Raw genomic sequence first — 15,517 nt, 5'->3', positions numbered from 1 at the left:
TAATAGCAACACGCTTATGAATAAGTGAATTAAGTAAAGGAGACAGGGTCGGGCGGCTCGCCGTCTGTATAACTGGCAACAGATTTCAGGTACGATGGTTACCCTGTCTCAGCTAGCGTTGCTCTACCAATGTTTACTACCCTGTGACAGTAGGCGGAGATACATTGGTTTTGGTCTGAAAGTCGGTGACGGCGTCGTTCTGTCTAACGAAGATACGATGAGCATAGAAATTGACCCCCAGATCGAATGGGCAATCAAGGGCGGAGTACCAATTCCTGTGACGGATAAAGTGCGTCAGGGCGGTAGCTGGGTTTAGCTCGGTTACTATACTAGATCACCTATTGAAAAATATCGCAACTTATGCTAATATTGATCTAAAGGGAAGCCCCACCATTATTAGGGGTCTATTTTTATGATTGATACAAAACACATCCGCAATATCGCAATTATCGCTCACGTCGACCATGGCAAGACTACTCTGGTTGATGGGCTTTTAAAGCAAAGTAATACTTTTCGTGATAACCAGGCTGAAATGAGCCAGGAATTGATCATGGACAGTGGTGATCAAGAACACGAACGTGGCATTACGATTACCGCCAAACAAACATCTATCTATCACGACGATTACAAAATTAACATTATCGACACACCAGGTCACGCCGACTTTAGTGGTGAAGTTGAACGTACGCTTAACATGGCTGACGGAGTCCTTCTGATCGTTGACGCCCAAGAAGGTCCGATGCCGCAGACGAAGTTCGTTCTTTCAAAAGCGCTTGAACTTGGTCTAAAGCCTGTTGTTGTGGTTAACAAAATCGATAAGCCTTCACGTCGTATTGATGAAGTCGTTGATGAGATCTCTGATCTATTCCTAGAACTTGCAATCGACGATAGCCAGCTGCACTATCCTGTGTACTATGCAATCGGCCGCGAAGGAAAAGCATGGGTGGAACTACCTGATAACACCTCAGAACACGCTGATCTTACGCCTATTTTCGATGCAATTATCAATGATATTCCTGCTCCAACCGTTGATACAGAAAAACCATTACAACTTCTTGTAACGTCACTTCAATACGATTCATTCCTTGGTAAGTATGCAATCGGTCGTGTTTCCCGCGGAAACGTAACGAAAAACCAGCAAGTTACGCTAATCAAACGTGACGGCACACAGATTAACTCCAAAATCGACAAGATTTTTGGTTATCGCGGACTTAACCGTGAAGAAATTGACGGTGCGATTGCCGGAGATATCGTTGCGTTAACGGGTATTGCCGATGCGCACATTGGTGAAACGATTGCTGACAAAGAAAACCCAGAAGCACTTCCAGTGATTGACATCGAAGCGCCAACACTTAGCATGTACCTAGGCCCAAACACCAGCCCGTTAAAGGGTAAAGAAGGTGAATTTAATACCTCTCGTCAAATTGGTGACCGCCTAAAGAAAGAACTTGAAACAAACGTCAGCCTTCGTGTACGTGACGAAAACATCGGATTTGTCGTATCTGGTCGTGGTGAACTCCACCTTTCCGTACTTATCGAAACACTTCGCCGTGAAGGCTATGAATTTGAAGTGGGTCGTCCTCAGGTTGTGACAATCGAAGAAGACGGTGTCATAAAAGAACCTGTCGAAGAACTACTCGTCGAAGTTGGTCCTGAATTCCTCGGTGCTGTTAGCCAAGAACTAGGAACGCGCCGCGCTGCCATGCTTAATCAAACGCAAACAAGTAGTGGAACATCACGTACGACGTACGTGTTACCAACTCGCGCTATGATTGGCCTAAGGAATCTTCTTTTGACCGCTACAAAAGGTACGGTCATTATGAACAGCTTGCCACATGGTTACGAACCACTTGGCGCCAAACTACAAAAAACCAGAAGCGGTGCGCTAATGGCAACCGAAGCTGGTTCTACGACTGCCTACGCACTCGATAACGCTGAATCCCGTGGAACGTTATTCGTTGGTCCAGGTACTACCGTATACCAAGGAATGATCGTTGGCCAAAACACTCGTGGCGATGACCTAGACGTTAACGTTTGCCGTGGCAAACAGCTAACGAACATGCGTACGTCTTCAAGCGACGGAACGGTTCAGCTAACACCATTTACTGACCTTAGCCTTGAACAGTGTATCGACTTTTTGGAAGATGACGAACTTTTGGAAGTAACGCCAAAATCATTACGATTACGTAAACGTCACCTTGATCCAAACTTGCGAAAACGCGCTAACAAAAACTAATAACTCTGCATTACTCAAAAAGAGCTAGCGAGTAGCTCTTTTTGAGTAATGCCTGCGTCTAAATGGTACACAAAAAAAGCGTAACATTTATTTTGAACACCTTGCTTCTAACAAGCACAACCACTATAGTATAACCAGGTTAAAAATATGAAAATACCACGAGAAGATAAGTTAAAATCCGCTTTGGTCGCTACTGCTGGCGCACTAGTCCCATTATCTAAAAGTCCAGACGAAGCACTGGGTGATTTATTCAGTGACGTTCAAAAAGAACAAGTGTATGGGGACGGTAAAACTTTCGTTGATTTAATTCCTCGCCGCCGTATGAAGCAAATCCAGCAGGAATATTTGCTAGCGAAAAGCGATCCAGAATTTGACCTTCGTGATTTTGTATCGCGTCATTTTTACGAGTTTAGCGGATACCAAACCGCATATCATACTGATCCGAATATGAATGTGCGCGAACATATTGCAGAACTTTGGAGCGTGTTAGAACGAAAGAACCGACGCAACAGAGGCTCGCTAATCGCGTTACCACACGCGTATATCGTACCTGGCGGACGTTTTTCAGAGCAGTTCTACTGGGATAGTTACTTCATTATGTTAGGTCTGGCGGCCGATAACCGCTGGGATATGATCGAAGGTATGATCAAAAACTATGCGTATATGATTCGTAAATTCGGGTTCATTCCGACAGCCAATCGTACGTACTTTCTAAGCCGGTCGCAGCCTCCGTTTTTTTCACAAATGGTGAAACTTTTAGCACGCCATAAAGGCCGAAGCCGTACCTACGTCGAATACTTGCCGTACATGCTGCTTGAATATAGATTCTGGATGAAGGGCCGTCGTACGCTGGATAAATACGAGCATAAAGCATTTGCGCGCGTCGTTGAAATGCCAAATGGCACACTGCTGAATCGTTATTACGATAACAAAACGACACCCCGACCGGAATCACTACGCGAGGATGTTGAAACGGCTGATCTATCGCCAGAACGACAGGCTGACAGACTGTATCTGCATCTAAGGGCAGGTGCCGAATCAGGATGGGATTTTAGTTCACGTTGGTTTAGCGACCCTAAGGATATCCGTACTATTCATACGGCAGATATTATACCTGTTGATTTAAATTGTCTTCTGTATCAACTAGAAGAGACGATCGCTGAAGCATACCGGCTGTTGTTCCAGCCAATTCTTGCACGTAAATTTCAGACCGCTGCCGAACGTCGCATGCGTTCGATTAATGACTATTGCTGGAGTGATGAGCAGCAATTCTTTGTTGACTATAACTTCCATCATCAAGAAGAGACAGGGCATTTGACGCTTGCCGGCGTTTTTCCGTTATATGCTAAAATCGCTACGGCAAAACAGGCTGCGGCCGTGGCAGAAAAACTGAAGACGCATTTCCTAAAAGCAGGTGGACTGACAACGACACTCGAAGCAACAGGGCAGCAATGGGATTCGCCAAATGGTTGGGCACCGCTTCAATGGGTGGCAATTGAAGGCTTACGAAACTACGGATACCATCATCTAGCTGAAACAATAAAAGAACGCTGGATTGCTTCAAATACGAAGATTTTTAATGAAAGTGGCAAGCTAGTTGAGAAATATGATGTTGCAAGCCAAGGCCAGGGAGGAGGCGGGGAATATCCTTTGCAAGATGGATTTGGTTGGACTAATGGAGTTCTAGCGGCTCTGTTAAATGAAGATCGTACTCGCTAATTTGTCGTAAAATAGCTTGTTCAAAGTCGCTTGGGTTAGATTTAGGTCTTTGAGCTGCCATACGATTGTAGTGTTTAATCGCTAGGATAGCTGCCACCGACCAAGCTTGAATTTGTTGGGGCGGTTGTTCGATACGGTTCATACGCTCATAGGTACTATCCCACACATCAACAATCCTATTATTGAGCATTGGTGCTGGCGACCCATCTCCACGTACAAATTCAGGAAACGCATGAGTGGCATCAATAACCCGGAATAATCGTTCACCTAATGTATCGGCAAGGTGGTTGTAGCCGTGACGCCGTAACCCTTTGGCGATAAAATGTGTGTCCCAAAGCCAGACACTGCCATTGTGATATGCTCCTGGCCGAAAGCGAGGTTCATCCGATGCGAGTGTGCGAATTCCGCTAGGGGTAAGCATTTCAGGCGAGAAGAGCTGCCGAACAATTGCTTCGCGGTAGGTAACTTTTTGTGGATCATCGCCCGCAAGCAGGCGAGAATGAAGCAGATGCCCCATATTTGAAGTACGAACATCAAGCTGACGAAGGGTACCTGTGTCATCGCGGTCGGTACCTAGTACGAAAAATCCTCCGCGCTGAAGAGTCCAAAAATGTGTGAATATTGATCGTTGCAATTGTTCGGCGCTAATTCGTGCTTCTTTGGCTTTGTCAGGCTGATTCAAGACTGTGTCGTAAAGATGTGCAGCATCCAGAAGGGCGTCATATGCGAGCCGCTGCACCTCAATGGATGCAACGCCCTGTTTGTGGTTCGCTTGGCGTCCGCTATGATCAAAATAAGCATCCCACGAATCTTTCCATGCTTGATTCTCGAGTCCATGTGGAATTGCTGCTTTTGATTCGAGTAGCCCCTCTGGATTTTTACTCGTCCGGCGTATAATCCAATCAGCCGCACCCGTAAAGGCGTCGGCCATAGTACGTGAGACCCCGTTTTTATCTGTAAATTTTTGGTTTAAAAAGTTTTCATTCTTGGCAGTTCGGTTATGGTATGCGGCAAGCGTACGAATAAATTCAGGTGTTGCATCCACCGAACCGTAGTAAGGCCACTCCCAGCCAAATTCTTCAGTTTGTTTTTGGGCTATTGGATCATGAGCATCTCGTATTTCATGAGGAATTCGCCCCGGCTCTTCCTCGCGGCGTGCATATGTTTCCGTTCCTTGGTAAGAGGCAAGTGCTAAAAGGGTTGCACGGGTAAGTTGTGGAAACATCGATAAAAGATCCATGCCAACGCGTAACGAATCCCGTCCAAACAGAGCTTCATACAGATGAAGTTCGTGCGAAGCGATATCATCCGATTTAAGGGCGAGAGAGGCAAGCGGAGGATTAAATTCGTAAAGTTTATTATTTACCTTGGCCTGTGCTAAGCGGTATAATTCTTGCAATCCAGAGGGCGCCCTAGTTGGGGGTGTACTGACGAAATACTCGATATTGACAACATGCTCACCCGAAAAAATGTAATCGGAAAGATCCGCAGGTATTTCAATCGGGATCTGGCTACCAATCTTCATGGCTTTAGTATAGCATTTGGCTTGTGGTACAATGAATTTAACTATGCGGTATGCTGTTTATGGGCGCTACAATCAAGGGGCCATCTAATATGTCCCGGCTGCGCGTTGCGATAATTGCACCACCTTGGATCGCACTTCCTGTTAAGGGCTTTGGGGGTATCGAGCTAGTCTTGCAGACACTCGTCGATGAATTACTCAGACAGAATGTAGAGGTAGAAATATTTGGAAATGGCGCACGAAAAATGCATGGTGTTAAAACACATAGCCTATATAAAACTGAGCAAATTGAAAACATTCACCGACCGTATACCGAGGCACTCCCTATCGTTTTAGCCCACATGCAATTTGCACTTAACGAAATCCGTAAAGATGGCGCATTTGACATTGTGCATGACCATAATGAGCTAATCGGCCCTCAATTCTGGGCATTGGCAACGCAGCTAGCCGGTATCCCCCCGGTACTCCATACTCTTCATGTACCCCCAACTAACTCTAAGAGTATGAGCGAGCAAGGCATCCCTGAAAGACGTACATATCTAGAGTTACTCGGCGATATGGGAAATATGTATATCGTTGCGATATCCGAAGCGATGACGCGTTTATTGCCAAAACAAGTTCACCATCAGACATTAGACAAAGTGTATAATGCCATCGATCCCGAGATGTACCCATATATAAAAGACAAGAAAGATTATTTTATAACTCTCGCTCGACTCTCGGCACTAAAAGGTCAGCATACAGCGGCCAAATTATGTGCGCGAAAAGGATATCGTCTTCGGATGGCGGGAACTGTAGCGGGTATTGAGTCAAGTGAAAAACTCCTTTTAGAACTAGCTAATCCAAACAGTAAATTTAATAATTTTGTTGATTTTCAATACTACCGGGATAAAGTAATGCCTTATGTGGATAATCAACAAATTACCTACGAAGGTAATCTTAGCGGGCAAAAGAAATTGAAATTTATTTCACAGGCGAAGGCACTACTTTTTCCGATTGACTGGGAAGAGCCATTCGGCATGGCTATTATTGAAGCTCTTGCGTGCGGCACCCCTGTCGTCGCAATGAACAAAGGTGCAATTCCAGAAATAATCATCCATGGCGTTAATGGTTTTCTTGCAAATAACGAAGAAGAATTTGCTGAATATATGGATAGAATACATGAAATTGATCCAGAAGCATGCCGGGCTTCTGTCGTAGCGCGTTTTTCGGCTAGTAAAATCACGAAGGAATATATTAACAGATATGAAGAAGTAATAAGACGGACAAAAATAGCTAAAAATATTACATAGAGCGTGATCACGACGATGACGGGCACAGGTAAATGTGCTAAAATAAGAAGTAACTATATGAGTATGCCGATGAAAATCGCGTTGATGGTAAGGGCATTTATTCCAATACCACGTCCAAGCGATATAATCTATGCGCCAATCGATCTAGCAGCTGCTGTTGCAAGAGGTCTTGGCGAACGAGGCCACCACGTAACAGTATTTGGCCCTATTGGTACAGAAGTTCACGGTAAGAATGTAACTGTTGAAACGATGAATCTTAGGCCACTTGTGCGTAACCAAGCTGAATTTAATGCACTTCTAAGTAACAGAGAACACCTAGCCCATGATGTACATGGGTTGTGGGATCGATACATGACCACGGAAATGTATAAACGTGCTGAATCTGGAGAGTTTGATCTGTTATATTTTCATCATCCTGAATCGGCTCTTTCGACTGCTATCGAACATCCTAATATTCCAACAGTTTACACTCTGAATGATCCTATTTATCCTTGGTATCGCGAGCTTTTTGAGCTTTTTGCTAGTCCAAATCAGCAATTTATTTCAATATCTAAAAATCAAAGACGCGATGCCCCAGACTTACCTTACTTAGAGACGGTCTATAACGGAACAGATACGAGCCTTTTTGAATTTTCTGAAACGCACGAAGATTATCTACTATTTACTGGGCGTATCACCGAAGAAAAAGGCGTAAAAGAGGCAATCCAAGTCGCCAAAGAATCAAATCATCGCCTGCTTATTATTGGTCCCGTGGCCTTGGGGTGTGAAGGATATTTTGACCAATATATTAAACCAGAACTTGATGATCGTATTCTGTACCTTGGAAGAATGGATCAGGATCAGTTGCCTAAATATTACCAGAAAGCCAAAGCTGTTCTAACGCCAGTGCAATGGGAAGAGCCATTTGGACAAACCACCGTTGAGGCAATGGCCTGTGGTACTCCTGTTATCTCGCTTCACCGTGGTGCAGCCCCGGAAATTATCATTGATGGAAAAACAGGATTTGTCGTACACAGTATTGCCGAAATGGTTGAGGCCGTAGGCAAGGTCGATACTATTAAGCGTGCTGATTGTAGGGAGCATGTAGTTAATAAGTTTAGTACGGATTTAATGGTGGACCACTACGAAGCAGCGTTTCGTAAGCTTCTTAGTAAAAAAGACCCTTTGCAAATCGCAAAGACGCAAAAATTTATTAAATCACACATTCGACGGGTGCGAAAATCCTTATCAGAACTTACGAACGAACTATAGTGTTACAATAAACACATGGCTCGGTGGCAGAATGTAAATGGTATTTATCAAATCTATCCCCGGAGTTTTAAAGACTCAAACGGTGATGGTATCGGCGACCTAGCCGGTATTATCGAAAAACTCGATTACATCAAAGGTACGCCGAATTCACTTGGAATTGATGCGATATGGCTCTCGCCTTTTTATCGTTCGCCGATGGCTGATTTTGGCTATGATATCTCGGACTACTATAGTGTCGACCCGCTTTTCGGTGATCTTGAGGATTTTAAAAGGCTCATTACCGAGGCGCATGAGCGCGATATAAAAGTCATGATTGATTTTGTACCCAATCATACTTCTGATGAACATCCCTGGTTTATTGCGTCAAAATCTTCGCGTGATAACGAAAAAAGAGATTGGTATGTGTGGCGTGATCCAAAAGCTAACGGTTCACCGCCAAATAACTGGTTGAGTGTCTTTGGAGGATCGGCTTGGCAATTTGACGAAGCCACAGGTCAGTACTATCTGCATAGTTTTTTGACAAAACAACCAGATCTTAATTGGGAAAATCCAAGTGTCCGTAAAGCGATGACTGATGTCCTGATTTTCTGGCTGTCGCTTGGGGTGGACGGAATCCGTGCCGATGCTGTTCGTTGGATATCTAAAGATCCGGGATTTCAAGATAACCCTTTGAATGAGTCATTTCAAGAAGGTGATGACCCATATTATTCCCAACACCAGCGATACAACAGATACGGTGTCAATCTGTTTAAATACCTAAGAGAAATTGCAGCCGTAGTCGAACGTTATACAGATAGGATTATCTTGTTTGAAGATTATCTAGATGAGAGCCTGGATAGTCACGAACAGTACTCATCTTTTTATGCGGTTAATCCTGTCGTTGCCGCTCCGTTTAATTTTGAGGGAATGAGCATACCGTATGGTGCTCAGGAATTCCGACGCTTTATCGGCGATTTTCAGAACATACTTGGAAGTGAGCTTAGGCCATTTTACTGTTTTAGTAATCATGATAAGCCGCGGATGGCAAGCCGATTTGGTCCTCATCAGGCAAAGCTTGTAACGTTATTACAACTGACATTACCGGGTATTCCTGTCATCTATTACGGAGATGAACTAGGCATGAAAAATACCGTTATTCCGTCCGAAATAGTGCAGGATCCGCTCGAAATACTAGCTCCCGGACTGGGGCTAGGGCGCGACCCAGAACGGACGCCAATGCAATGGTCGGACAAGCAGTACGCAGGGTTTAGTCCCACGATGCCATGGCTGCCCGTTGCTGACGACTTTGCTACCATTAACGCAACTGCAGAGTTAGATGATGTTCATTCACTATTTAACATGTATCGAAGCTTGCTTGAACTTCGGCGCTCGTCAACGTTGCTGAGAGGAAGTTATGTTGAGTGGCAAAGTAGTAACGATTCTATTTTTGGCTATATTCGTCAAGATAGTAATGATACGTTACTCGTTTTACTTAATATGTCGAGCGAATCCGTAGAATGTAATGAGGATGTAGAAGGCGAGATTATTTATTCGACCCACGCCACGGTTGAATCGGCAGACGAAGGAATTACCCTCTTACCTCACCAAGGGCTAGTTATTCGCCGCAGTAGCTAAAATATCTTTTCATTCTCAAGCTCATCAGGTAAAAACCCTTTATTGTGTTTGAAATCAGCTTGCCATTTATAATCTTTGCTATATCCTAGATCTTTCATTAATTTGGTAGGCGCGTTACGTAAATGCAAGGGCACGGCGGCGTCCGGATACTGTTTTGCGAGTTGCTGCGCGCGCTGCATGGCGTCAGTGGTCTGGCGTGACTTTGCAGACTTGGCAAGTGCTGTTGCTGTGTGAAATAAAACGTAGCTACTTTCAGGCATGCCTATACGTTCTACGGCCTGGAAGGCATTTAGCGCCATCCCGAGCGCACCATTACCGGCAAGTCCAATATCTTCACTTGCAAAAATGAGCATGCGCCTAGCGATGAATTTCGGGTCTTCGCCAGCATCGATCATACGTGCTAAATAATAAAGTGTCGCATCAACATTGCTACCGCGCATACTTTTAATGAACGCGCTGATGACGTTATAGTGCATCTCGCCTTTTTTGTCGTAACCCGGCACGCGTTTTTGAGCGGCAACTTTTACGATTTCGGGTGTCACTTTTTCATCCATCGAAAGGGCGAGTTCAAGGTTGCCGAGCGCAACACGAGCATCGCCACCCGATAATTCTGCCAGGTAATCCAGAGCCTTTGTCGTCACGTTTTTAGTTACTTTTTGATCCTTGAGTGCTCGTTTTAAGATGGTAATGATCTCGTTTTTTGCAAGTGGTTCTAAAACAAGGACGCGGCTACGCGAAAGCAGAGGATTGATAACTTCAAAACTTGGATTCTCGGTCGTGGCACCAATAAGGGTGATGAGACCTGATTCGACATGGGGCAAAAAAGCGTCCTGCTGTGCTTTATTAAAGCGGTGAATTTCATCCACGAATAACACGGTACGGATCTGCAGATTCCAGTTCTGCCTGGCATGCTCAACCACCCTTTCAACGTCTTTTTTGCCGCTTGTTACAGCCGAGAGTTCAATAAATTCAGCCTCAACTTCGTGGGCGATAATACGAGCGAGTGTTGTTTTGCCACTTCCCGGCGGGCCCCATAAAATCAGGCTGACCGGTTCTTTCTTACGGACAATCTGCCGTAAAATTTCACCATCTCCAAGTAGGTGAGTCTGGCCAATCACCTCATCTAGCGTCGTCGGACGCATTCTTTCTGCCAAAGGAACTCGTTGCATACTTTAATTATACCTTGTATGCTATAGATACAACATGGAACGAACTACAGTCCTTCTATTATTCGGCGGTGAATCGTCCGAGCACGAGGTCTCGATCTCTTCAGTGCGCAATGTCTATGCCGCTATTGACGATACAAAATACAATATTCTTTTTGGATATATCGACCGGCAAGGTAAGTGGTGGCTAGTCGATAGGATCAGCGACGAAATCAATACGCATGGTGCACCACAACTCGCACCAGTACTTGGCGCGGGGAGTTTCGTTACGTTTCCTAGTAGCAAGATAGTAAAACCCGATGTTATTTTACCGATCCTTCATGGTAAAAATGGTGAAGATGGCAGCGTTCAAGGATTAGCGCAGCTTCTTCATATCCCGATAGTAGGCTGTGACATGACTTCAAGCGCGATTTGTATGGATAAGGTCGCCACCAAAGAAATACTTTCAGGGTTTGGTATCCACGTCACTCCTTACGAGGTTCATCATGATGGTGACGAACTTCCTGATTTTAATCATCTGAGTATGAAACTTGGCAGTCCAATGTTTATAAAGCCAGCAAAAGCAGGCAGCTCCGTTGGCGTGAGCAAAGTATATAGCGAAGCTGAGCTTGTCAAAGCGATTGAAGAAGCGCACAAACACGACAATGTCGCATTGATTGAACGAGGTATTGTAGGCCGAGAACTTGAAGTATCCGTGCTCGGCAATCCTCCTCGTCATCAAGTGAGCGGTATTGGTGAAATAAAAGCGGCTGACTTTTATAGCTATGACGAGAAATATTCGGCATCAAGTAGTACCGAAATTATTATTCCAGCTGAAATGCCGGATGAAACAAAACAAAAGATTCAAAAAATTGCAGGCGACGCCTACAAGATACTTGGATGCCGCGGGCTTACCCGTGTCGATTTCTTTTTGACTGATGACGGAACGATCTACGTCAACGAACTCAACACTCTTCCGGGATTTACAAATATTAGTATGTATCCAAAATTATGGCGCGAAGAAGGCATTTCGTATTCCCAGCTTATTGAGCGTCTCATTGCACTTGCACTTGAACCAGTCGATCAGCAAAAAGAAGTAGAGGAGGCTTAGTTATGGAACCGTTTGTTATCTTTTTAGTAATTGTCGTTATTCTTTTTATCCTAAGTGGTATTAAGATTATCAATCAGTATGAGCGTGGTGTCGTGTTGACGCTCGGTAAATATACCGGCATTCGCCAGCCCGGACTTCGCGTTGTCGTACCAATTTTCCAGCGTTTAATCAAAGTGGATGTTCGTTCAACTCCGATTGACGTGCCAAAACAAGAGATCATTACGAAAGATAACGTGACGGTTGGCGTGGATGCCGTCGTATATCTGCGTGTTATCGAAGCAAGCCGAGCGGTACTTGAAACAACGAACTATGTTTATGCGACGAGTCAATTTGCCCAAGCGGCCCTACGTGACGTAACGGGTAATGCCGATTTGGACGAATTATTGTCGAACCGCGAACAGATTAGCCAAAAAATAAAAGAGATTGTTGACGCCGAGACTGACAAATGGGGAATTGACGTTGAAAACGTCAAGATTCAGAATATCGAACTACCGCAAGATATGAAGCGAGCTATGGCGAAACAGGCCGAGGCCGAGCGTGAACGTCGTGCAGTCATCATTACGGCCGAGGGCGAAAAAGCCGCTTCACGTGCTGTAGCGGATGCCGCAGCTATTCTTTCCAGCGTTCCAGGCGGGATCAATATTCGTACGCTTCAGACACTTGAAAAGATCGCTGTTGAACCAAGTCAAAAAACTCTTGTCGTATTACCCTCAGAACTCACTGGTGCTATAAGCAAGTTAATGAACAAGTAACCCTTGTGAAAAGCAGGGAACTTTAGTAAAATAGTCAGAGTTACCGCGCGGCTCTTTAGCTCAGTTGGTAGAGCAGGGGCTTGAAGAGCCCTGTGTCCCCAGTTCGAGTCTGGGAGGAGCCACCAAAATTATCAACAGATACGGAAAGTTCTAGAATTTATTTTCTAGAACTTTTTGTTTTGTATCGCCCCCGTTATTTTAGTTCGAGTCTGGGAGGGCGTAAGGTTATCGCTTACTAAATCGCTACATACTGTCCAACAGATAAGATGTTATATACTTGGAACATGAATAATAACGTTTGGTCTGACTTGCACAACAATTACAAAACAAAGGATTGGATTGATAAGCCCTCCATTTTTGCCGAAACAGCGATCGCCTATTTCCCGGCCAAAGGTAATATCTTAGACTTGGGAGCTGGTCTGGGTCAGGATAGTCGTTTTTTTGCTGAAAACGGCTACAACGTAACTAGTACCGACCTAAAAGAAGAGACGCTGAAAGAACGGTTTGCTATTTTACCCGAGGAAGTAAAACAGCGAACTACCATTCAAAGAGTTGATTTACGCGAAGAGCTACAATTTGAGGATGCTTCGTTTGATGTTGTTTACGCCCATCTGTCTCTCCATTACTTTGACTATGAAACAACGGTGCGCTTAATAGGAGAGATTCAGCGGGTACTGAAGCCAGGCGGGGTATTCGCATTCTTCGCAAACTCAGTTCACGATCCTGAATACAATACCGGTGAAAAGCTGGAAGATGATTATTTCCAGATTGATAAGACGGCGAAGCGCTATTTTAGTGTCGAAACTGCTCGTGCATTTACGCGCTACTTTGACGTTAATTTATTAGATGACCTCGGTGAAACTTATAAAGACCAAGCAATAGGTGTTCATAATTTGGTTCGCTTCATTGGCAAGCGCCGAGCTCGTCAAACGTTTTCCATGGCAATTCCATACTGCGGTGCAATTATTGAGCGCGTACAGAATGGCGAAAAAGAGTTGCTCATACAGACCCGCTGGAAACCGCATGCCGATCCTGTATATTCAGGAACGCTAGAATTCCCGGCTGGAGTATTGGATAAGCCATTCGAAGATGTACACGATACTCTTGCGCGAGAGATTAAAGAAGAGGCAAATTTAACTCTCAAGACTATTAGGCAAGATGAGCGTACTCCGCTGCTCGACACCGAGAGAGGTGATAGTATTATTGGATTTCGCCCGTATTGTTGTACCCAGCAGCTCAAAAATGGTAAACCCTGGATTGGTTTTGTATTCGTGTGTGAGGTTGAGCCGGACGAAGAGCCGACTGCTCAGCTAAGCGAAGCAAAAGATGCTAAGTGGATGAAAGTTGGCGAGGTTAAGGCGCTTTATGATGATTCACCGGAGAAGTTTTTTGGCTTAGAGCTGCCTGCTTGGCACTACTATTTTAATGAGAAAGAGTAAAATCTTTTTGATCAATCTCGATGATCATTTCGAGGTCGAGTTCCTCCAATCGCTCACAAAAAGTCTGTAAATCTTCAAAGATATAGTTCCAGTTTTCCCTGGCATGACCCACCAAGATTATCAACAGATACGAAAAGTTCCAGGATTTATTTCTTGGAACTTTTTGTTGTATGCTGCCTCTGTTGTTTTAGTTCGAGTCTGGGAGGGCTGAAAATGATTTGAGCTCAAATGAAGACACCCCCGATCCTCGCATGCCTTTCGGCGATTGCGTGATCGGGGGCGGGATCACCCTGTCTTGGCTCTAAGAGCCAGCTGGGCGATCCGAGTTTGAGTGACATAAATTGCGTCACTCGGTTTGTTATGAAGCCGCTGTTAGGCGACATCCACAAGCTCCACGAGAATGTCCATGCGCGAATGGCTCACGAACAGCTCCTGGGAGGGCGTCCTTGCGGCGCGCTTCTCGTAGTCATAGTGCAGCCGGGTTTTGGCCATAGCTGCACCGGGGTTCGCTACGAGTGCTTCGATTGCGCGGATTTCCGCAGCGGACGAAGCGCTAGGTCGCAGCGACGGATCGGTGATGCCCGACATGAACGTGCCGTCGCAGGCTGTTCCCTGGACGGCGTCCAGAGTGGCTCGCGAGACCGTCGTGCCGAGCAGGCTGTACGCATCGAACACGCACTTGGCCTGGTCGATAGCGAGGCGATCATAGGGGTTTACGCTATGTTCACGCAGCTCCCTCAGGCTGCCGCGAACGACAGTCAATTCGTTGCCGCCGAATCGTGTCATGCCCTCGTGGTCGACGTCGTACGGCCGGCCGTACCAGGTGTAGATGACTCCGGCAATATCGATGTAGCCAATCGTGACAGTTGCATGCCCATGCAGGTCTGCTTCCAGCACGATGCCGGTCTTGGACAACTTGCCCGTGTAGTCCGCCATGGTTGCAGCCAGCTGCTCGCTACTATGAACGAGATGCTGGCCAAGGCCGCCGGTGTTGGCCGGATCCTTGAGACGCACCGAGAACCCGTCACCTCGCATGAGGTTGAAGGCATCGACGACGTCCTCGTACGTGAAAGCGGTGTAGCCTGGCAGGACGACATCGCGAACACATTCGGCGAAGCGTGGCGAGTACCACGTCGGGTGTGCTGCACCTACGCTCGGCAACAAGTGCAGGATTGCCTTGTCGGCGTGCTGGTGCTCTCGAACGACGCCTCCGTAGAGGTCGCCTGTTCCGGCGATTCCCCTAGCCGTGGCAAGCTCGGCGTGAACGGCCGCGAAGGGCACGTGGTACGCCTTGTTGCCCGTACCTTCCGTCTCTCGCATTTCTCCGCCCAGAAGTCCGGCGATCCGCCTTGCGACGGCTCCGACACTGACAGGAACGCTGCTGTTCTTCCGGTACTTCAGCACCGGGTTGTCCAACAAAATGACGTCAGCCATGG

Annotated in this window: 12 protein-coding genes and 1 tRNA gene; 10 read left to right on the top strand and 3 right to left on the bottom strand. The window is 45.9% G+C overall.

Annotated elements, in window-relative coordinates; genetic code table 11:
• Positions 1-94: 94 nt before the first annotated feature.
• The 3 genes from VK497_04020 (at position 95) to treF (ending at position 3,955) form a co-directional block, all read left to right on the top strand.
• Entirely contained in the window at positions 95-316 is a 222-nt protein-coding gene (locus VK497_04020; protein HMI09531.1) for a hypothetical protein, read from the top strand.
• Between the two features lie 96 nt (positions 317-412).
• On the top strand, positions 413-2,236 hold the full coding sequence (gene typA, locus VK497_04015) for a translational GTPase TypA (GenBank protein ID HMI09530.1): 1,824 nt from the start codon (positions 413-415) through the stop codon (positions 2,234-2,236).
• A gap of 147 nt (positions 2,237-2,383) precedes the next feature.
• Positions 2,384-3,955 (top strand): alpha,alpha-trehalase TreF, encoded by a 1,572-nt coding sequence (treF, locus tag VK497_04010; protein HMI09529.1) that lies wholly within the window; start codon positions 2,384-2,386, stop codon positions 3,953-3,955.
• On the opposite strand, the gene VK497_04005 is transcribed toward treF, so the two are convergent.
• Positions 3,909-5,480, bottom strand: a complete 1,572-nt coding sequence (locus VK497_04005; protein HMI09528.1) for an amylo-alpha-1,6-glucosidase — start codon at positions 5,478-5,480, stop codon at positions 3,909-3,911. The two genes, treF and VK497_04005, sit on opposite strands and share 47 nt — an antisense overlap.
• Before the next feature lie 89 nt (positions 5,481-5,569).
• On the opposite strand from VK497_04005, the gene VK497_04000 reads away from it, so the two are divergent.
• From VK497_04000 to VK497_03990, 3 genes are all read left to right on the top strand, one after another.
• Positions 5,570-6,769, top strand: a complete 1,200-nt coding sequence (locus VK497_04000) for a glycosyltransferase (GenBank protein ID HMI09527.1) — start codon at positions 5,570-5,572, stop codon at positions 6,767-6,769.
• Positions 6,770-6,832: 63 nt separating this feature from the next.
• Complete coding sequence (locus tag VK497_03995; GenBank protein ID HMI09526.1) at positions 6,833-8,020, top strand: glycosyltransferase family 4 protein; 1,188 nt, start codon at positions 6,833-6,835, stop codon at positions 8,018-8,020.
• Between the two features lie 15 nt (positions 8,021-8,035).
• Positions 8,036-9,634 (top strand): alpha-amylase family glycosyl hydrolase, encoded by a 1,599-nt coding sequence (locus VK497_03990; protein HMI09525.1) that lies wholly within the window; start codon positions 8,036-8,038, stop codon positions 9,632-9,634.
• Here VK497_03990 and VK497_03985 read toward each other — a convergent pair.
• Complete coding sequence (locus tag VK497_03985; GenBank protein ID HMI09524.1) at positions 9,631-10,803, bottom strand: replication-associated recombination protein A; 1,173 nt, start codon at positions 10,801-10,803, stop codon at positions 9,631-9,633. The genes VK497_03990 and VK497_03985 overlap by 4 nt on opposite strands.
• 34 nt (positions 10,804-10,837) lie before the next feature.
• Here VK497_03985 and VK497_03980 point away from each other — a divergent pair, with 34 nt between their 5' ends.
• The 4 genes from VK497_03980 (at position 10,838) to VK497_03965 (ending at position 14,081) form a co-directional block, all read left to right on the top strand.
• Positions 10,838-11,890 (top strand): D-alanine--D-alanine ligase family protein, encoded by a 1,053-nt coding sequence (locus VK497_03980; GenBank protein HMI09523.1) that lies wholly within the window; start codon positions 10,838-10,840, stop codon positions 11,888-11,890.
• Positions 11,891-11,892: 2 nt separating this feature from the next.
• Positions 11,893-12,642 carry a slipin family protein gene (locus VK497_03975; GenBank protein ID HMI09522.1) on the top strand — a complete coding sequence of 250 codons (750 nt, stop codon included), beginning with the start codon at positions 11,893-11,895 and terminating at the stop codon, positions 12,640-12,642.
• A gap of 49 nt (positions 12,643-12,691) precedes the next feature.
• A tRNA-Phe gene (locus VK497_03970) sits at positions 12,692-12,767 on the top strand.
• 159 nt (positions 12,768-12,926) lie between these two features.
• A complete protein-coding gene (locus VK497_03965; protein ID HMI09521.1) occupies positions 12,927-14,081 on the top strand; it encodes a methyltransferase domain-containing protein in 1,155 nt (384 codons plus the stop codon).
• Positions 14,082-14,453: 372 nt separating this feature from the next.
• Here VK497_03965 and VK497_03960 read toward each other — a convergent pair whose 3' ends face one another.
• Positions 14,454-15,515, bottom strand: a complete 1,062-nt coding sequence (locus VK497_03960) for a DUF3182 family protein (protein HMI09520.1) — start codon at positions 15,513-15,515, stop codon at positions 14,454-14,456.
• Between the last annotated feature and the right edge of the window lie 2 nt (positions 15,516-15,517).

Source organism: Candidatus Saccharimonadales bacterium (assembly GCA_035317825.1).
In the GTDB taxonomy this organism is placed as follows: domain Bacteria; phylum Patescibacteriota; class Saccharimonadia; order Saccharimonadales; family Saccharimonadaceae; genus DATHGB01.
Note: the sequence above shows the minus strand (reverse complement) of the source record. Positions and strands in the feature narration are given on the sequence as shown.